General features: G+C 67.9%; 16 protein-coding genes. 9 read left to right on the top strand and 7 right to left on the bottom strand.

What is annotated here, in order from left to right; all coding sequences use genetic code 11:
• Positions 1–91 precede the first annotated feature (91 nt).
• Positions 92–526 carry an Hpt domain-containing protein gene (locus tag CXQ92_RS09950; RefSeq protein WP_104167585.1) on the top strand — a complete coding sequence of 145 codons (435 nt, stop codon included), beginning with the start codon at positions 92–94 and terminating at the stop codon, positions 524–526.
• Here CXQ92_RS09950 and CXQ92_RS09945 read toward each other — a convergent pair.
• Both CXQ92_RS09945 and CXQ92_RS09940 read right to left on the bottom strand, forming a co-directional pair.
• Entirely contained in the window at positions 496–1,281 is a 786-nt protein-coding gene (locus CXQ92_RS09945) for a response regulator transcription factor (RefSeq protein ID WP_104167584.1), read from the bottom strand. The two genes, CXQ92_RS09950 and CXQ92_RS09945, sit on opposite strands and share 31 nt — an antisense overlap.
• 102 nt (positions 1,282–1,383) lie before the next feature.
• Entirely contained in the window at positions 1,384–3,630 is a 2,247-nt protein-coding gene (locus CXQ92_RS09940; RefSeq protein ID WP_181033616.1) for a bifunctional diguanylate cyclase/phosphodiesterase, read from the bottom strand.
• Positions 3,631–3,787: 157 nt separating this feature from the next.
• Here CXQ92_RS09940 and CXQ92_RS09935 point away from each other — a divergent pair, with 157 nt between their 5' ends.
• Entirely contained in the window at positions 3,788–4,573 is a 786-nt protein-coding gene (locus CXQ92_RS09935) for a class I SAM-dependent methyltransferase (protein WP_104167582.1), read from the top strand.
• A 73-nt stretch (positions 4,574–4,646) separates the two neighbouring features.
• Positions 4,647–5,048: an STAS/SEC14 domain-containing protein gene (locus CXQ92_RS09930; protein ID WP_104167581.1), complete on the top strand. Its 402-nt coding sequence runs from the start codon at positions 4,647–4,649 to the stop codon at positions 5,046–5,048.
• A 67-nt stretch (positions 5,049–5,115) separates the two neighbouring features.
• Here the strand turns inward: CXQ92_RS09930 and CXQ92_RS09925 are convergent, their stop codons facing one another.
• On the bottom strand, positions 5,116–6,186 hold the full coding sequence (locus CXQ92_RS09925) for an ATP-binding protein (protein WP_104167580.1): 1,071 nt from the start codon (positions 6,184–6,186) through the stop codon (positions 5,116–5,118).
• A gap of 103 nt (positions 6,187–6,289) precedes the next feature.
• Here CXQ92_RS09925 and CXQ92_RS09920 point away from each other — a divergent pair, with 103 nt between their 5' ends.
• The 5 genes from CXQ92_RS09920 (at position 6,290) to CXQ92_RS09900 (ending at position 10,094) form a co-directional block, all read left to right on the top strand.
• On the top strand, positions 6,290–6,616 hold the full coding sequence (locus CXQ92_RS09920; RefSeq protein WP_258069842.1) for a helix-turn-helix transcriptional regulator: 327 nt from the start codon (positions 6,290–6,292) through the stop codon (positions 6,614–6,616).
• On the top strand, positions 6,613–7,020 hold the full coding sequence (locus CXQ92_RS09915; protein ID WP_104167578.1) for a toxin-antitoxin system YwqK family antitoxin: 408 nt from the start codon (positions 6,613–6,615) through the stop codon (positions 7,018–7,020). Before CXQ92_RS09920 ends, CXQ92_RS09915 begins: the two co-directional genes overlap by 4 nt.
• A 264-nt stretch (positions 7,021–7,284) precedes the next feature.
• On the top strand, positions 7,285–7,722 hold the full coding sequence (locus CXQ92_RS09910; protein WP_104167577.1) for a VOC family protein: 438 nt from the start codon (positions 7,285–7,287) through the stop codon (positions 7,720–7,722).
• Positions 7,723–7,927: 205 nt separating this feature from the next.
• Positions 7,928–8,824 (top strand): ketopantoate reductase family protein, encoded by an 897-nt coding sequence (locus CXQ92_RS09905; protein ID WP_104167576.1) that lies wholly within the window; start codon positions 7,928–7,930, stop codon positions 8,822–8,824.
• 61 nt (positions 8,825–8,885) lie between these two features.
• On the top strand, positions 8,886–10,094 hold the full coding sequence (locus CXQ92_RS09900; RefSeq protein WP_104167575.1) for a cysteine desulfurase-like protein: 1,209 nt from the start codon (positions 8,886–8,888) through the stop codon (positions 10,092–10,094).
• 611 nt (positions 10,095–10,705) lie between these two features.
• Here CXQ92_RS09900 and CXQ92_RS09890 read toward each other — a convergent pair.
• A complete protein-coding gene (locus tag CXQ92_RS09890; protein WP_104167574.1) occupies positions 10,706–11,602 on the bottom strand; it encodes a LysR family transcriptional regulator in 897 nt (298 codons plus the stop codon).
• Positions 11,603–11,674: 72 nt separating this feature from the next.
• Here CXQ92_RS09890 and CXQ92_RS09885 point away from each other — a divergent pair, with 72 nt between their 5' ends.
• On the top strand, positions 11,675–12,763 hold the full coding sequence (locus CXQ92_RS09885; RefSeq protein WP_181033615.1) for a DMT family transporter: 1,089 nt from the start codon (positions 11,675–11,677) through the stop codon (positions 12,761–12,763).
• A gap of 424 nt (positions 12,764–13,187) precedes the next feature.
• On the opposite strand, the gene CXQ92_RS09880 is transcribed toward CXQ92_RS09885, so the two are convergent.
• The 3 genes from CXQ92_RS09880 to CXQ92_RS09870 form a co-directional block, all read right to left on the bottom strand.
• Positions 13,188–14,432, bottom strand: a complete 1,245-nt coding sequence (locus CXQ92_RS09880; protein ID WP_104167572.1) for a glycerophosphodiester phosphodiesterase family protein — start codon at positions 14,430–14,432, stop codon at positions 13,188–13,190.
• A gap of 191 nt (positions 14,433–14,623) precedes the next feature.
• Complete coding sequence (locus CXQ92_RS09875; RefSeq protein WP_104167571.1) at positions 14,624–16,063, bottom strand: NAD(P)/FAD-dependent oxidoreductase; 1,440 nt, start codon at positions 16,061–16,063, stop codon at positions 14,624–14,626.
• A 37-nt stretch (positions 16,064–16,100) separates the two neighbouring features.
• Positions 16,101–17,198, bottom strand: a complete 1,098-nt coding sequence (locus tag CXQ92_RS09870; RefSeq protein ID WP_104167570.1) for a peptidoglycan bridge formation glycyltransferase FemA/FemB family protein — start codon at positions 17,196–17,198, stop codon at positions 16,101–16,103.
• Between the last annotated feature and the right edge of the window lie 10 nt (positions 17,199–17,208).

Below are 17,208 nucleotides of genomic sequence, written 5' to 3'. Positions count from 1 at the left end.
CGCCGGTTCCGGTCCGTCCACCGGAACCGGCGGGCAGCCTCGATCGGGATCCGTTCCCCACCAGGCCCGGCGGCAGCGAGAAGGAGCAGGCGTGACCACGATCCACCTCCCGTCCCTTCCGGCCGCGGTCCGGACGACGTGTGACGCCACCACCTCCCGCCCAGCCACCGACAGGAGCGACGGGCCACAGCCTCCCGCGCTCGATCGGCGGACCCTCGAGAACCTCGGGGACGAACTCTCCGACCCGGCGGGCGCCATGGAATTCGCGCAGCTGTTCACGCAGATGCTCCCGCAGCGGATCGATGCCGTGGAGGCGGCCCTCTCTGCGCGCGCCACGGACGCGGCCGTCGTCGCCCTGCTCAGCCTCAAGGCGAGCGCGTCCATGGTGGGCGCGCGCCGGCTCGCGGAGGAATCATCCACGGCCCTGGAGGTCGTCGGGGAGCCCTCCGGGCACGAAGCGGCGGTCGCGCGGCTGCGAAGCCTCGCGGCGGACTTTCAGTCCGCGCTGGGCGGCATCATCCGATAGCCGACGCCGCGTACCGTCCGGATGAACCGGGGCGCCTTGGTGTCCTCGCCCAGCTTCTTCCGCAGGTTCCGGATATGCACTTCGACGAGGTGCTGGTCGTTGACCCACCCGTCACCCCAGATCCGTGCCAGCAGGGTCTCGCGCTGCCAGACCCGGCGGGGTCCGGAGACGAGCGTGGCCAGCAGGTCGAACTCGATCCGCGTGAGCGGGACCTCGACGCCGTCGAGCAGTGCGATCCGGCCCTCGGTGTCGATGCTGAGGGGTCCGTGGGCCAGCATCCCCGCCACCGGATCCGCTGGGACCGGGAACGCCGCCGCCGTCGGCTGCGGTTCCGCGTCCGTGCCCAGCAGCGGCTGGGCGGAATTCCGCACCGTGCTCCGCGGCCGCCGGAACATCGCATTGACCCGCGCCCCGACCTCACGGGGGCTGAACGGCTTCACCACGAAGTCGTCCGCGCCGATCTCGAGCCCGATGAGGCGGTCGATCTCATCCTGCCGCGCCGTGATCATGATGACGTAGGCGTCCGTCAGCGGCCGTATCTGCCGGCACACCTCGACGCCGTCGATGTCAGGGAGATTCAAGTCCAGCGTCACGAGGTCCGGCTGACGGTCACGGACGAGCGCGACACCCTGGCGCCCGTTCTCTGCCTCGATCGTGGTGAAGCCGTTCATGCCGAGCGTCATGACCAGCAACTGCCGCACATCGGCGTCGTCTTCGATGATGAGCGCGACACGCGCGTCGGGGTCAGGTGTCATGGCTAACACATTGCCAGATGTCGGCGCCCGGACCGAGTGCATCGGAACCGTTCTGCACAGTTTCTACCGGGCGCGTCCGCCGGCCCCCGAGGACCGCAGCCATCAGCGGCCCGCCGCCACTGTGCGGGCCGCGAGCCACGGTCCGATGTCGGACCCCGGGAGGGGCATGGCGAGGTGGAAGCCCTGCCCGGAATCGCATCCGCGGTTCAGCAGCTCCTCCCGGGTCTCCTCGCTGTTGACGCCCTCGGCGACCACGCGGAGGCCCAGGCTGTGCGCCATGTCGATGATCGACCCGACCAGCGCGCCTGCCCGCGCGTCGCCCCCCATCGCGGTGACGAACGAGCGGTCGAGTTTCAGTTCGTCGACGGGAAGGTCCCGCAGGTAGGCCAGGGAGCTGTAGCCGGTGCCGAAGTCGTCGATCGAGATCTGGACGCCCACGGCCCGCAGCTCCGCGAGGAGCCCGGCGGTCCCCGCGGGCGTGGACATCAGGACGTCCTCGGTGATCTCGAGCATGAGACAGGACGCCGGCACGCCGTGCTCCTCGAGCAGGTCAAGGATCTCGTGCGGGAGGCACGGCAGGATGCAGGAACCGGACATGTTCACGGCGACGACGACGTCCAGACCTTCCGCGCGCCAGCGGGCGACGCGCTGGACGGCCCTCCGAAGGACGAGCGAGGACAGCTGCGGCATCAGGCCGGCATCCTCGGCGAGCGACAGGAACGCGCTCGGTGGCAACTGCCCGCGGGTCGGGTGGTTCCACCGGACGAGGGCCTCCACGCCGATCACCTCCTGGTCGGCCAGGCGGACCTTCGGCTGATAGTGCAGCTCCAACTGATCCTCCGCGAGCGCCGTCCGGATCTCCTGGACGGTCCGCAGCCGCAGTTCGCCGTCGTCGTCGTCCGTGGCGTCGTACACGTGGCAGCCGCTGCGCTGCGCCTTCGCCCGGAACATGGCGATATCGGCCTTCCGCATGAGCAGGCTGATGTCGGTGCCGTGCCGGGGCGTCAGGGCGATCCCGATGCTGGCGCTCACCTGAAGGGCGGTGGTACCGATCTCCACAGGGCTGGAGAGTTCGGCGCCCAGCCTCTTCGCCGCGGCCACGGCGTCGTCCTCCGTCGCGCCACTGAGGAACACGGCGAACTCGTCGCCGCCGAGCCGCGCGAGCAGGTCCCCTGGGCGCAGCTGCTGACGGAACCGTCGGCTGACCTGCACGAGGAGCGCGTCCCCGACGTCGTGCCCGAGGGCGTCGTTCACGTGCTTGAAGCGGTCGAGATCGACGATGAACAGCGCACCGGTGCGGCCGTCGGCCAGCCGGTCGGGCACATCGGTCAGCAGGGCGCGACGGTTCGGCAGCTTGGTGAGCTCGTCCGTGCGTGCCAGCGCCATGAGCATCCGGTTCCGGAAGGCGAGGGGCACGGACGCCAGGCCCAGCGAGGCAGCCGCGAAGATCACCGCGAGCAGCGGGATGTCCAGCCGGGAACCGATGACGAGCACGGCGAGCGCCGCCGCCGTGGACACCAGGGGTGCCGCGAGCTCCGGGACGCCGCGGCTCCTGCGGGCCCGCCCGGTTCCTGCTGCGCCGTCGACCCAGGCAGCCACGGCCACCACCCCGGTCACCCAGCCGGCATCGATGAGCGAACCGGCGCTGTAGTCCTCGATGCCCAGCGCATAGGCGACGTCGGCCGCGGAGAAGAGGATCATCCCGGCGATCAGGACAGGCCAGCGCGGCCCGATGTCGAGGCCCCTTGACGCGAGGACCCCTCCCACGGCGGTGATCACCAGCAAATCGAGGAGCGGGTAGGCGACGGTGATGGCCACCTCGAAGGCCGTGCCGCCGGCAGTGCCGGTCTGCAGGATCGGCGCCAGCAGCAGCGCCACGAGCGAGGCTGCCGCGAGCGCTCCGACCAGGCTGTCCAGCAGGATGGGCCACATCAGGCCGCGCAGCTTCCGCACGAGCACGACCGCGAGAGCGCCGAGCATCAGCGGATAGAAGGCGAGGTACGGAACGTCCGCCAGGGAGATGAAGCCGAGCGAGTCGCCTCCGTCCAGCGATGCCAGGTAGTAGGCGTCGCCGGCGGTGTAGGCGAGGACCGCCCCGCCGCCGAGCAGGACCTGCGGTTCGGCGAATCGGGTCCGTACCGCAGCACTGATGCACAGGCCTACGGCGGAGAGTTCGGTGAGGATGCACAGCCAGCCGTCGGAGAGAGGCTCGAACGTCGTCGGATCCCCCAGCAGGAGGCTCACGGTATAGAGGACGAGCAGGCTCACCATCACGGCGGTCAGGACCCGGGTGTGACCCCACTGCTCGCGGCGGCGCACGACGGCGGCAAAGGGCGTGTCGCGCCGCATCAAGTCCCCATCCTCTGCGCTGGCCATGGCGTTCATGGCAAGGGCCAGCATAGGCAGGCCGCCACCCCGGCCGGACTCGATCCGGTGCGTCCTCGCCGCATCCTGTGGAAATCCTTGGTTGACCCTGTTGTGCGGGGACCGTCTGTACCCTCGACCTATGCTGCGAATCATCCGCCAACTCCTGATGATCCCCGAGGTCGCGCTCCTGGCGCGGCGCACTCCCCGGGACCCGGCGAGGGCGTGGGAAGGCTACTGGCACGGAGTCCGGGCAACCGGCACACAGGGCGAGGTGCTCTGGGACACGGACATCGGCCCCGAGGCGGAGCAGTACGCGCAGTCCATGGAGGCGTCCATGGACTGCGCGCTCCCGGTCCTCGACGTCGGATGCGGGAACGGACGCTGGACGCGCTGGCTCGCCCCCCGCTTCCCGGCCGCCGTCGGCGTGGACATCGCGGAGAGTGCCGTACAGCGGGCGCGGCAGGAGACCGGGGACGGGCATGCCATCACCTTCCGAGCCCTCGACCTCACCCTTCCCGGCAGCGGCCATATGCTCCATGAGGAATACGGGGACATGAACGTGTTCGTCCGTGGTGTCTTCCATGTCCTGAGGGGCCCGCAGCGCGACCAGCTGGCGCAGAACCTGCACGCACTGGTGGGCCGGCGCGGACGCGTCCTGCTCACGGAGACGAACTATCGCGGCAGCCCGCTCTCCTACATGCAGAGCCTCGGCGCGATGCCGGGCAGGATCCCGCTTCCGCTGCGCAAGGCCATCGGCGGCATTCCCGTGCCGGGCCGTTTCGGCCCGGAGGAACGCCGCGCAGCGTTCCCCGAGGCCGCCTGGCAGGTGGTGACCGATGGACCGGTGACCATCGAGGCGGTGCCGATGGGCGGCGACGGGACCACCGGCATCCCCGGATACTTCGCTACGATGAAGACTCGCTGATCCTCGGTCTCACGGGGTGAACCCAGGGCCGGCCCGGCCCGGAAGGCATCAGCGGTCTGCTCAGGAGGCCCCCTTGCCCGCACAGCGTATCGACGGCGACAAAGCCGGCCTGGAACTCCTGCCGAACGGCATCCTCCACCTGGAGTGGGATCGGGACTGCACCATCACCGCCACGGACGCCGAGGCCGCCATGCGGGCGGTCGACTCCCTCGCCGAGGCGGAGGGCCACCCGATGCTCGTGGACATGGAGACCACGCGAACGGTGACGCGCGACGCGCGGGCCGTCTTCGCCACCCCCTGCGCGGCGTCGCGGATCGCCCTCCTGGGCTCCTCCCCCGTCGACAGGATGATCGCCAATTTCTTCCTCGGGGTGAACTCCCCGCCCTGTCCCACGCGGTTCTTCACCTCCCGCCACCTGGCGGTGGCCTGGCTGCAGAGCGGAGCCGGGGAACAGGAGCACCCGGCGAGCGCCTGACCCGGCACCGGACTGCCTTCCGGCCTGGTGCCTCGCGGGCTTCCCGGGGGTTCGTTCGAGGGTTGCCTCAGAGGGGTACGGCGATGTCGGCCCCGCCTTCGTGGGTGAGCCGCGTGCGCACCTGCACCACCGACGGAGCGGCGATGAAGCCCCCCGCGACCAGGGCCTGGCCCTTCGTGAAATGCAGGGCGTCGTCGAGGTGCCCGGGCGAGACGTAACCGAAGACGGAGGCCAGTTCGGCAAGATCCCGCGGCGATGACATCTTCATGAGGACGAGGTTGTCGCACTGGCTCAGGACGTTGACAGGGAGTTTGGACGGTCGCTGGGTCGACAGAAGAAGCCAGAGCCCGAACTTACGCCCCTCCGCGGCGATCTGGGTGATCCGTTCGGTGAGCGCGCGCTGGACGGGCGTGATCGGGTCCGGGCTGCAGAGGTTGTGGGCCTCGTCGATCACGATGAGGATCGGGCGACGTTCCTCACGGTTCTTCCACAGGTGATCGAGCACGCTGAGCGCCGCGACCTGCGGTTCGGTCGGAAACCGGAAGCCGCCCAGATCGAGGACAGTCGCGCGTGGGCGTTCGTCGATGACGTCTTCAGCGGACCGGCCGCCCCATGCCCAGAGGTCCCATTCGAGGACGCCGAGATTCTCGATGCGCATCGCGAGATTCCGCCCCGAGGCGGAGTCCTTCGCCCGCAGCTGACCGACCAGATCGGTGCGATCCTTCACGTCCACCTCGCTCTCGAGGTGGACGAGGACGTTGTACTCCTCGCGGTCCAGGACCGGATCGAGACCCAGGACGGCGGCGCGCGACTCCAGCGACTGGTCCAGGAACCGCACCCGGACGTAGTCGGACCCGCTCCCCGTGGCGCGAAGGACGCGCACATCATCGAACGCGTCCGAACTCCCGTTGAGCGGCGCCTTGAGTTCTCCCAGGCGGACGAAGTCCGCGTTCGGATCGAGGACGAGGAGCGGCAGCCGGGTGCCCAGCAGCAGCTGTTCCAGGACGACACCCAGCGCGTAGGTCTTCCCCGACCCGCTCTGCCCGCACCAGAACGTGTGGCGGTTGAACCGCCGGGCATCGAGTTCAGCAGGCGCACGGCCGCCGTCGAGGGTGCCGATTCTCAACTGATGGGACATCTTCTCTCCAACGTTCGTCGGTTCCGGACCCGCCCATCCAACGCCCCCTCACCGACTACTGTCCTCCCACGAACCGGATGATCAAGGACCTTCCTCTTGGTTCTTGACAGGCAACCTGATGGTTACCTACCTTCGCGATATGAGTGATGCATTCCGGGCGATTGCAGATCCCACCCGCCGCGCCCTGATCGAAGCCCTCCACGAACGCAACGACCAGAGCCTGTTCGAACTGTGCACACGGCTGATGTCCGGCCGGGCCACGGTCGTCACCCGCCAGGCCGTCAGCAAGCACGTCGCCGTACTGGAAGAGGCGGGCGTGGTCAGCGTCCGCAAGATCGGGCGCACCAATATCCACCATCTCGACACCGCGCGGTTGACCGAGGTCGCTGCGTGGCTCGCGACCCACATCGATGATCAGGAGCAGGAATGAGCGACAGCGAGACGCGGAACGAAGAGGATGCCTCGGGGCGCCGCACCGGCCGCTGGGAGGAGCGTGATCCTCACGGAGGCATGATCGTCGGCACCTACGTCGAGGGTGAACGAGTCGGCGAGTGGACGCACTACTTCGCGGACGGGCGGATGCGGTCGGTGAGCCAGTACGCAGCAGGAAGCCTCACCGGACCGGTGACCTGGTACCGTGCGACCGGCGGGCTGCTGCAAAGAGGTGGGTTCGTCGACGGGGAGAAGCACGGCTTCTGGCAGCGCTGGAACGCGGCAGGGACGATCATCGACGAGGGTGAGTTCGACCTGGGCCGCAAGACTGGCCAGTGGACCTACTTCAACCCGGACGGAACGGTGAAGCGCACGACGCTGCACCGCGGTCGAGCGACCTAGCGAGGATCGGTGAGCGACAAGCCGAGGGGAACGCGTCACGAGATGTCGGGTTACCCAGAGCAACGGCACGGCTCATCGATCCGATGCGTCATGTCTGGACTCGTGCGCAGACGTGATGATCAGCACGCCGAGTCTGCGCGCCCGCAACACCGAGAAGCATCCGGCCTGGATGACCGTGCTTGAACCCCTCGTCGCCGATCGGCCGACGGGCAGGGCGAGAAACTGCACTGCAGGCCCAGTGCGCCTGTCGGTAGCATGCGAAGCATGACGATCAAATTGGAGAACGTCGGGATCGCCGTCCGCGACATCGACGCGACGATCGCGTTCTTCACCGATCTGGGCCTCGAAGTCGTTGGCCGCGACACGATCAGCGGCGACTGGGCCGATACCGCCGTCGGCCTCGACGGCAACCACGCCAAGATCGCCGTACTCAGAACGCCGGATGGTCACGGTCAGCTCGAGCTTTTCGAGTACCTTCACCCCGACGCGATCGAGACGAACCCCACCCTTCCCAACGAGATCGGCATGCACCGCATCGCGTTCTCCGTGGATGACATCGACGCAGCGCTCGAGGTAGCTGCGCGGCACGGCTGCCATCCGCTTCGGGGTGTGGCGACATATCGAGACGTCTACAAGCTCACGTACGTGCGTGGCCCGAGCGGCATCCTGGTGATGCTTGCTGAGGATCTGAAGAGGGACTGACGGTCGTTCGCCCGATGTACGGGTTACCGAACCACGCCCACAGCTCGTTCCCGATGCGACGGCAGGTCTGAACCTCGTGCTCGGCTCGGATTGTTCTCCTCCTCATAGGACATAAGCGACACCGAACGGTCAGGACGGACACTCGCCGTGCAGATCATGGTGAGGTGTTCATCATGTTGTTCGTCATCAAGGAGAAGGAGTTGTTGTGCGGATACTCGTCGTAGGGGCCGGAGCCACAGGAGGCGCCTTCGGGACCCTGTTGCAGGAAGCAGGGCGGGACGTCACCTATCTCGTCCGTGAACGGAAGGCAGAAGCCTTGCGCCGCGACGGATTGCGATTCGTGTCCCCTGATGCCGACCGAACTCACCCAGTGCAGGTCCTCACAACCGCCGACACGGCGCCCGTCTTCGATCTCGTGCTCATCACGGTCAAGGCGACAGCCTTCTCCTCCGCAGTCATCGACGTCCACCCGTTCATCGACGCGAACACGCGCATCCTCCCGATCCTCAACGGCATGGCGCACATCGACCAGCTCCAGGCGGCGTACCCGGGACAGGTACTGGGCGGTCTGGCCCGCATCGTGGCGACCCTCGACGGAGACATCGTCCACCAGAAGACGCCGATGAGCTCACTCACGGTGGGCTCCCTGACAGACGCTCCGGTCGCGGACGATATCCGGGACGCCCTTGACGTCCCGGGCATCGACTTCTCGGTCGCCGATGACGTGGTGGGCGCGCTGTGGGACAAATGGGCGTTCATCGCCGCTGCCAGCGTCATCAACTGCCTGTTCCATGCTCCCGTGGGCCGCATCCTTGATGCCGGCGGCGAAGGCGCGATACGCGCGGCAATGGAAGAACTAGAGGCCGTCGCCACACGGGCCGGGCACCCGGTGTCGGATCCGGCGCACCGACAGGCAGTGGCGCTCCTGACCGAACCCGGATCGTCCTTCACCACATCGCTGTACCGGGACCTCACCGCAGGACTGCCATCAGAGGTCGACCACATCCTCGGCGACTACGCACTCCGGGCCAAGGCACTGCAGCAATCCACTCCGCTCCTCGACCTGACCCTCATCGCAATCAGGGCAAACCTCTTGAACTGATCCACGACGGCTCTCGCCCGCGCCGTTGTCCGTATCGACCCCCACCTGAGAAAGTAACGACATGACCCTGGACATCGCGGCCTTCCGCGCGCACTTCCCCGCCCTGCTCACCGGCACCGCGTACTTCGACGGCCCCGGCGGAACGCAGGCCCCCACCGTCGTGGGAGCTGCGATAGCCGACGCCATCACCGGGCCGCTGTCCAACCGCGGCTTCGGTATGGGCTCGGAGAGCAACGCCGAATCGGCGGTCGGCGCATTCCGGGCGGCGATGGCTGACCTGCTGGGGGCGCATCCTCGCGGTGTCGTCTATGGGCGAAGCGCAACGCAGCTCGCCTATGACTTCTCCCGCCACCTCGCCAAGACCTGGCAGCCCGGCGACGAGGTCGTAGTGTCACGCCTGGATCATGACTCCAATATCCGCCCCTGGCTGCAAGCAGCAGCCGCGGTCGGCGCCACTGTGCGCTGGATCGATTTCGACCCGGACACCACGGAGATCGACGAAGCGTCCGTCGCAGCCGCGATCACCGAGCGCACGAAGCTGGTAGCGATCACCGCCGCGTCGAACCTGCTCGGCACCAAACCGCCGGTGCGCCGCATCGCCGATGCCGCTCACACTGTCGGCGCGCTGGTCTATGTGGACGGAGTGCACTACACCGCTCATGCGGCGGTCGACGTAAAGGCGTTGGGAGCTGACTTCTTCGCCTGTTCGCCCTACAAATTCCTCGGGCCTCATTGCGGTGTTCTCGTGGCCGACCCGGATCTGCTGGAATCACTGCAGCCGGACAAGCTCCTGCCGTCCACGAACGAGGTTCCTGAGCGGTTCGAGTTCGGTACCCTCCCGTACGAGATCATGGCCGGAGCCACGGCGGCCGTGGATTTCCTCGCCGGGATCGCCCCCGGTGCCGCAACCGGCCGCCGTGCACGCCTTCTCGCATCCGCTCACATGGTCGATGAGTACGAGCTCGCATTGCGCTCCCGGATCGAGGCAGGGCTGGCCGAACTGGGTGACGCCGTCACGCTGCACTCAAAAGCCCAGGATCGGACACCGACACTGCTGGTGACGTTCCCGGGCCGGTCCTCCACGGACGCCTACCGGTTCCTTGTGGAACGGGACATTCTCGCGCCGGCCGGCTCGTTCTACGCGTACGAAGCCTTCCGTCGCCTCGATCTCGAGGACAGCGCCGCCCTGCGGATCGGCTTGGCGCCGTACAACAACGACGATGACGTCGACCGCCTCCTGGCCGCGCTCGGCGAGTTCGTTGCTTCATAGCGCGGGGTGAGGGGCTTCGCGTTGCACGGATTGTGCGCCGGACCGGCGACGACGAGCAGGATGCCGCCGGTCCGGCTGTGTCGTATCAGGATGCGTCGGTGATTCCCATGCTGAGGTAGCGATACACGGTCGCCCGACTGGCACCGATGATCTTCCGCCAGCCAGGCCTCCGCCCGTGTTCCACGGCCGCGGCCATGCCCGCCCTGGTCCGCTCGGCGAGCTGTCGCACTCTCACAAGAATCCTGTAACGAGGTCCTGGCGCATCCGACGGAGACCCCGTTCCGAACCATCAACGCCAGGGTTCAGGGTCCCGCCGGCTTGCAAGTCACGTTCTTCGAGGAACTCGAAACGCTCGAGCAACGGACAGGCAGAGAGGGCTTTTCTATCGACGACAAGTGCGCACGCTAAAAGGATCGTCTTGCGGGACTGAGCGCGCGTCGACGTTCCTCACTGGGCACAGCTCTCGGACACGGCCCGTGAAACACGACGCGCCGTTCTCGCCGCTCATCGCGCATCGCTTTCCATGAACGGTCGTACTTAAGACTCCTGACAGTCAGGTGTTCTGAACACGGTGAGCGACCGACTCGCGAAACGTTTCTTTCGCCCGGTATTCAGACCGGGATCACAACTCGTCGGAGAGTTGTGACGACTTGTTGGACTGCGGTCCGGTGGAGAGCTTCCGGTCGGCAGAGGATGTCGACGCGCCTGGCGAGCGGTAGATCGTGGATGGGTTTGAGGACGATGCCGCTGCCGGGTGGTGGGGAGGCGGTGTGGCGGGGCATCAGCGCGACGGCCGGGCCGGCAGCTACGATCGCGGCCGCGATGAAGAACTCGTTGATCCGGTGCGTGACCTTGAGGGGCTGGCCGGCATGAACGGCGATCGCCTGCAAAGCCGGCACGAGCGGGAACCCGTCCTGAACAGACACCCATTCTTCATCGATCAGGTCGGCGACACTGACGCTTGGTGCGTCGGCGAGCCGGTGGCGGTCCGACATGGCGACGTCCAGGGGCTCGCGCATCAGCGGCAGAGCGGTAATCGTGTCGGGCCACGGCGCACTGTGCTCCAAGCGGTGCGCGATGACCAGATCGTAGTCAGCCGTCAGGGCCGGGAAGTGCTCCTGTCCCACATCCCGGTCATGGCAGATCAGCCCCGGGCGTCCCTCACCGGATAGGGCTTGAAGCAGGGGGCCGAAGTAGGTCAGGCCGGCACTGTTGAACGCGGCGATCCTCACCGTCGCGCAAGGGTCCTGGAGGTAGTGGCTGACCGCCTGCTCGGCGGAGCTCATCGCGACACTGATATCCACTGCAGCTTTGGCCAGGGCCCGACCGGCGCCGGTGAGGACAAGGTTCCGTCCGCGTCGTTCGGTCAGGGGAACGTCGACCCGACGCTGCAACGCCGAGAGTTGCTGCGACACCGCCGACGCAGAGACGTGGAGCGCGCGAGCGACGGCGGCGAGGCTGCCCCGCTCCCCCAACTCCCGAAGCAACCGCAACTGATGAGGATCCATAAGTAGAAACTAAACTAATAGTTCACCAAGTGGCCCCTCGTCTTACAGATGCGTTGCCATGAGACTCTAGGGGTGCCCTCCCCCGTACTGACTCCCCCAGCGCACCTGCGCGGTGAACGACGAAGCCCGTTCGTCTCTTTTGTTGCTGCGCGCAGGGTGGACGCGCTCCTGCTCCTGGTCGCTATCGTGTGGGGCAGCAGCTACCTGGCAGCGAAAACCCTCACCGACACGGTCGGCGTCACCGTCATTCTTTCGCTGCGTTTTCTGATCACCACGCTGGCGCTGGCGGTGATCTGGCTGATCTGGAACCGCCGCCGGCCCGGACGCCGCGAGACCATGGTCGGCGTCATCCTGGGCCTCACCCAGGCGGCGGTACTCATCCTCGAAACCCACGGAATCGCCGGGACCAGCGCCACGAACGCCGGACTGATCATCAGCCTCGTCATCATCTTCACCCCCGTCACCGAGAGCATCGTCCTCCGGGTGAGACTGCCGCGCACAGTGTTCGTCGCCGGTGTCATCGCGGTCGTAGGCGTCTGCCTCCTCGTCTCCGGTGACGGCTTCGCCACACCCACCCTTGGGGACATGCTCATGCTCGCCGCAGCGGTCGTCCGCTCCATCCACGTCACCGCGGTCTCCGCCCTTACCCGGGGACGCGGTTACAGTGCGCTGACTCTGACCCTGATCCAAAGCGCGGTCTGCGCTCTCTTCTACACCCTCTCCGATTACCACGGCGTGCTTCAGGCAGTGCGGAGCTTCGATACCGGTGAATGGGTCGGCGTGCTCTACCTCGGACTAGCGTGCAGTGTCTTCGCTTTCCTCGTCCAGACCTGGGCCATCCAACAGACATCAGCATCCAGGGCGAGCCTCCTCATGGGAACCGAACCCATCTGGGCTGTGCTCATCGGAATCACCATCGGCCAGGACACCCTCGCACCCCTTGGCGTCGTCGGGGCCGCCCTCATCATCACCGGCACCTACCTGGGACTCAGAGCCGAAACACGCCACCGAACCCCACCCATGCCCCCGACCCGCGACACATTCAGGAGGCTTCCTGAACTCCAACCCCCCGCCAGCAGCCACACTCCAACTGACCCCTCGCTGATAGATGTGCCTGCCGACACCCGTCGGCCATACACGCTGCGGAATCCACAGCACTGACTGCGGCCACCCCATTCCCGGACTGCTATCGGGCCCCACCACCGGTCCAAGCAAAGGATTCTTCGCCGAGGCTACTCGTCGAACCGAATGACGTCTCCACCATATGGAGTACCGCCTGGGAGATGCCCGACCCATCTTCGGTTACCCGCGGGTCGCCCGCGTGTATGACCCTGACCGCAGCGACCTGAATACCCACCCGAGTCTCGTTCATGAAAACCTAGGCGCCGGCGGGACAACCAGCACGGGCGCTGCCGCCGGAGGTCTACACGAATTGATTCCGCTACGAGCGGCACTCGGTGATCTCCTCGCCCGGACCCTACGGGACAATCCCCGACCTGAAAGGATCCCGGACGAGGGCTCCGCGGGGCCGGTCGGGAGCTGGTTCGGCCCCGACCGGGCTCCGCGGGTTCGCCGATGAGAGCAGCTAGTTCGCGTAGACGTCCACCAGGCGCAGGTCCGGCGTCCACAGCCCCAGCGAGTCGCCGGTGTTGTTGAGCACGGACGCCGGGATCGCGTTGAAATAGGCGGTCGGCGTGTTCGTGCCGGGGCCGGTGTGGATGCGCAGCTCACCGCCGGGCTGCAGGACGTAGCCCTCCCCCACGCGCAGGATGTTGTTCGCGGCGTCCCGGACGAAGTAGCCGCTGACATCGAGTGCGGAACCCGAGACGTTCCGCAGCGTCACGTACTCGCCCGCGTCCGGCAGGACGTCGTCGCCCGCCGGGTTGTTCACGGCCCCGCTGATCTCCAGGGCCGCACCCGGGAACACGGGAAGCCCGCGCAGGTAGCGGCTGTTCTGGATCGGGAAGTCGGTGGTCACGACGTCGACACCGAGGTCCACCACGGCCTGCACCGCTTCCGGCGAGTTCACGGTGTAGACGCCCATCACGAGGCCGGCGTCCTTGACCCGGGCGACGTCGGCGGCGGTGAGGCCGCGGTAGTTCGCGCCGACGGAATCCACGAAGGTGGCCCACTCGGCCAGTACCTCGGACCCCGGGACCACCCCGGTGAGCTGCTGCAACTCCACCTCCGGTGCCAGCGCCGCGAACGTGCGGTTGGAGGACTCGTCGAAGCCGAGCACCTGCACCTTGTTCGCGTTGACCAGCTTCTGCCAGGCGGGATCGGTGTTCAGTTCACCGGCCACCAGTGCCTCGATGCCGGGCGAGTTCCGGGGCGACTTGATCTCGATGTATACGCCGGTGTTGCGGGTGGCCACTGTGGCGGCGTCGTCGAGGTGCGGGATCTTCTCGCCGATGAAACGCCCGTCGAAGTACGAACCGACGTCGAGCTGCTGCAGCTCGGCCCACGTGAAGGACGTGATCGGGTCGCCGGCGCGGCCCGGGAAGACGTCCTCCACATTGGTGGTGCGGGCGGGGGTGTCGTCATGGAAGAGGAACGGGACACCGTCGGCACTGAGCTGCACATCGATCTCGATGAAGTCCGCGCCGGAGGCCCGGCCGTCCTTGAAGGCTGCCACGGTGTTCTCGGGTGCCGTACCCGCGGCACCGCGGTGCCCCACGAGGATCGGGCCCACCTGGCGCTTGGCATCGTTGTTGCCCTCGGACGCCTCGGCGACGGAACCGACCGGTACGGCATGAGCGGGAACAGCGAGGAACGAGAGTCCGACGGCGACGGCGGCAGCCGAGCGGATGGAACGGACGAGACGAGGCATGGGTGGATCCCTTCGGGTGGAGGATACGCGAGCGATGACCGCTCACATCGAGCCAACCCTCCCCACCCGGCCTGCCCGTCAATGGCGGGTGAACTGCCGGCGACGGGCACCGTTACCTCAGGTAACGGCCCGAGGGGATGCGCGGATCCACAGACATCGCGCGGTACTTATTCCGAGCCGACCCGGCTGCCTCAGAGCCCAAGAGAGGGAACGGCCAGCCCGAACTCACGTTTGAGCGCCAGCTTCGCCGCGTTGAGCCCGGCCATCCCGTGGACCCCGGGGCCGGGCGGCGTGGACTGAGAGCAGAGGTAGACCCCCTTGATCGGCGTGGCCCAGGGCTGCAGGGACGGCACCGGGCGGGCGACGATCTGGCGGAGGTTCACCGCCCCGCTGCTGAAGTCACCGCCCACGTAGTTGGCGTTGTAGACCTCGAGCTCGCTCGCCGTCGTCGTATGGCTCTGCACGACGACGTCACGGAAGCCGGGCGCGAACCGCTCGATCTGCGCGGTCACCGCCTCCGCCATGTCCCGCGTGGAACCCCGCGGCACGTGGCAGTAGGTCCAGAGCGTGTGCCGGCCCTCGGGCGCGCGGGTCGGATCGAACGACGACGGCTGGGAGAGCAGCACGTACGGGCTGTCCGGGTGGTCGCCCCGGTTGACCTGCTTCTCGCCGGCGGCGATCTCCTCCCTCGTCCCGCCCAGGTGCGCGGTCCCGGCGCGGTGCAGCTCGGGATGGGTCCAGGGCACGGGACCGGACAGGATGAAGTCCACCTTGCAGGCGGCATTGCCGTAGGTGAAGGCCTTCAGCGCCGTCTCGTACGCGGCCGGGAGGCGCCCCCGGGACATGGCCCGGAAGGTCGTCGGAGCGACGTCGAGCAGCACCACCCGCGAGTCGGACACCTCCGCGAGGGTCTCGATCCTGCTGTCCGTGACGATCTCTCCACCGTGCTGCCGCACGTCGAGCGCCAGGGCGTCGGCGATGGACTGCGATCCCCCGACCGGGATGGGCCAGCCCACGGTGTGCGCCAGGAGGTTCAGCACCAGGCCTGCGCCGGCACCGGTCAGGGAGGGCAGGGTGCCCACGGGGTGCGCCATGACGCCCGTGACGAGGGCCTTCGCCTCCTCGGTGCTGAAGCGGCGGTTCCACCACGGCAGTCCCTGGTCGAGGACCGCGAGGCCGAAGCGCACGGTGGCCTCCGGGCTCTTCGGGACACGCACCACGTGGTTGAGGGTGAACGCGAGGATGTCCTGTTCGCGGTCGCTGAGCGGCTGCAGGAGCTTCCGGTACGCCTCCCCGTCCGCCCCGAGGCCCTCGACCGTCCTGTCGAGGCTGCGGTAGGCGATGCCGGCCCGTCCGTCGTCGAGCGGGTGGGCGAAGGAGACCTCGGGGACGGCGAAGCCGATGCGGCGGCTCAGCTCGAAGGCCCGGAAGAACGGCGAGGCGAGGGCCATCGGGTGGACGGCCGAACAGAAGTCGTGGAGGTGGTCCTGCTGCATGAGCTCGAGGGACCGGGACCCGCCGCCGATGGTCGGCGCTGCCTCGTGGATCCGCACGGACAGGCCCGCGCGCGCCATGACGACGGCGGCCGCGAGTCCATTGGGACCGGCGCCGACGACCTCGACATCTACCATGGCTTCCTCTCTCCCGGGCGGGGTCGATCCCCGCCGGTCAGGTCTCCGAGCTCGTCCGGCTGCGCGCGCCGACCCGACCGGCCGCCTCCCGGAGGCGGCCGACGGTCCTGCGTGCTGCCGCCGGTCCGCTCCGCCGCGCGGCCAGCAGGAACGCCACCGCCGTGTACCGGCCCGCATCGAGCGGGACGTCGTACGTCGTGGGCACCACCACCACGTTCTTCGAGAAGTTCCGCTTGAACGTCGTGACGTTGGCCAGCGAGGGGTAGTTCTCGCTCTCGATACCGGTCAGTCCGCACGCCGTGTTCCCTGCAGCCTTGAGCGTCCTGAACGCCTCCCACAGGAGCAGGTAGGGGGCGAAGGTGGTGCGTGCCGCCTGCGTGCTGCCGGCGAAGTAGTACACGGCATGGCCGCGGTACTCGGTGGTGATGAGCCAGCTCAGCGGCTGCCCGTCACGATAGGCGACGAGCAGGCGGAGATGGTCGCCGAGGACGGTCAGCAGGGTCTCGTAGTAGGACGAGTCGAAGGACTGGAAGCCGTCGCGTTCCGCGGTCTCCCGCATGATCGGGTACAGCTCGCTCGCGAAGACCTGCTTCCATTCCTCCCGCGGAATATGCCTGATCTCGATGCCGTTGCGCTGGGCCCGCCGGATGCTGTTGCGGGCGTTCGGCCGGAAGCTCTTCAGGAGGTCCGCCTCGGACGGCGTGAGGTCGACGACGATCTCGCGCTCGTACCAGCCGTGCTCGATCGGGCCGGTGGCGGGGGCCTGCAGGGTGGCGACCTGCAGGCGGACGTAGAGCGGGTGCACCGTCGGATGGTCGCTGAACTGCCGGCGCACCGTCTCCAGCAGCAGGCGTTCCGCCGCGGGCGTCCGCTCCGCGAACCAGACCGGTCCGTTCACCACGACGACGGATTCCCGGAAGCGGCGCACTACGTGCACGTAGCTGGCGGTTGCGACGAGCGTGCCCGCGGCGTCCCGGTAGGCCCAGATGCCCAGCGGCGTGCGCCCGAGGGCCCGCTCGAAGTCCACCCAGTCGGGCGTCTGCTCGAGCGGGATCAGCACCGCGGGGTGCGCGGCGGCGAGGGCGTCGAACGCCTGCCGGTCGAGCGGGCTGTAGGTCAGGAGTGCTGCGTTCACTGGGGGTCTC

The sequence above is a fragment of the Arthrobacter sp. SX1312 genome (assembly GCF_002929295.1).
Lineage (GTDB): Bacteria > Actinomycetota > Actinomycetes > Actinomycetales > Micrococcaceae > Arthrobacter_D.
The sequence above is the reverse complement of the archived record's forward strand: the minus strand, read 5'-3'. Positions and strand labels throughout refer to the sequence as shown.

What these genes read in the sequence shown, in the direction of transcription:
- CXQ92_RS09925 (WP_104167580.1), bottom strand. Translation starts at nt 6,186, where the DNA reads ATGTCCCATCAGTTGAGAATCGGCACCCTCGACGGCGGCCGTGCGCCT.
- CXQ92_RS09880 (WP_104167572.1), bottom strand. Translation starts at nt 14,432, where the DNA reads ATGCCTCGTCTCGTCCGTTCCATCCGCTCGGCTGCCGCCGTCGCCGTC.
- CXQ92_RS09910 (WP_104167577.1), top strand. Translation starts at nt 7,285, where the DNA reads ATGACGATCAAATTGGAGAACGTCGGGATCGCCGTCCGCGACATCGAC.
- CXQ92_RS09915 (WP_104167578.1), top strand. Translation starts at nt 6,613, where the DNA reads ATGAGCGACAGCGAGACGCGGAACGAAGAGGATGCCTCGGGGCGCCGC.
- CXQ92_RS09945 (WP_104167584.1), bottom strand. Translation starts at nt 1,281, where the DNA reads ATGACACCTGACCCCGACGCGCGTGTCGCGCTCATCATCGAAGACGAC.
- CXQ92_RS09900 (WP_104167575.1), top strand. Translation starts at nt 8,886, where the DNA reads ATGACCCTGGACATCGCGGCCTTCCGCGCGCACTTCCCCGCCCTGCTC.
- CXQ92_RS09890 (WP_104167574.1), bottom strand. Translation starts at nt 11,602, where the DNA reads ATGGATCCTCATCAGTTGCGGTTGCTTCGGGAGTTGGGGGAGCGGGGC.
- CXQ92_RS09935 (WP_104167582.1), top strand. Translation starts at nt 3,788, where the DNA reads ATGCTGCGAATCATCCGCCAACTCCTGATGATCCCCGAGGTCGCGCTC.
- CXQ92_RS09940 (WP_181033616.1), bottom strand. Translation starts at nt 3,630, where the DNA reads ATGCGGCGCGACACGCCCTTTGCCGCCGTCGTGCGCCGCCGCGAGCAG.
- CXQ92_RS09875 (WP_104167571.1), bottom strand. Translation starts at nt 16,063, where the DNA reads ATGGTAGATGTCGAGGTCGTCGGCGCCGGTCCCAATGGACTCGCGGCC.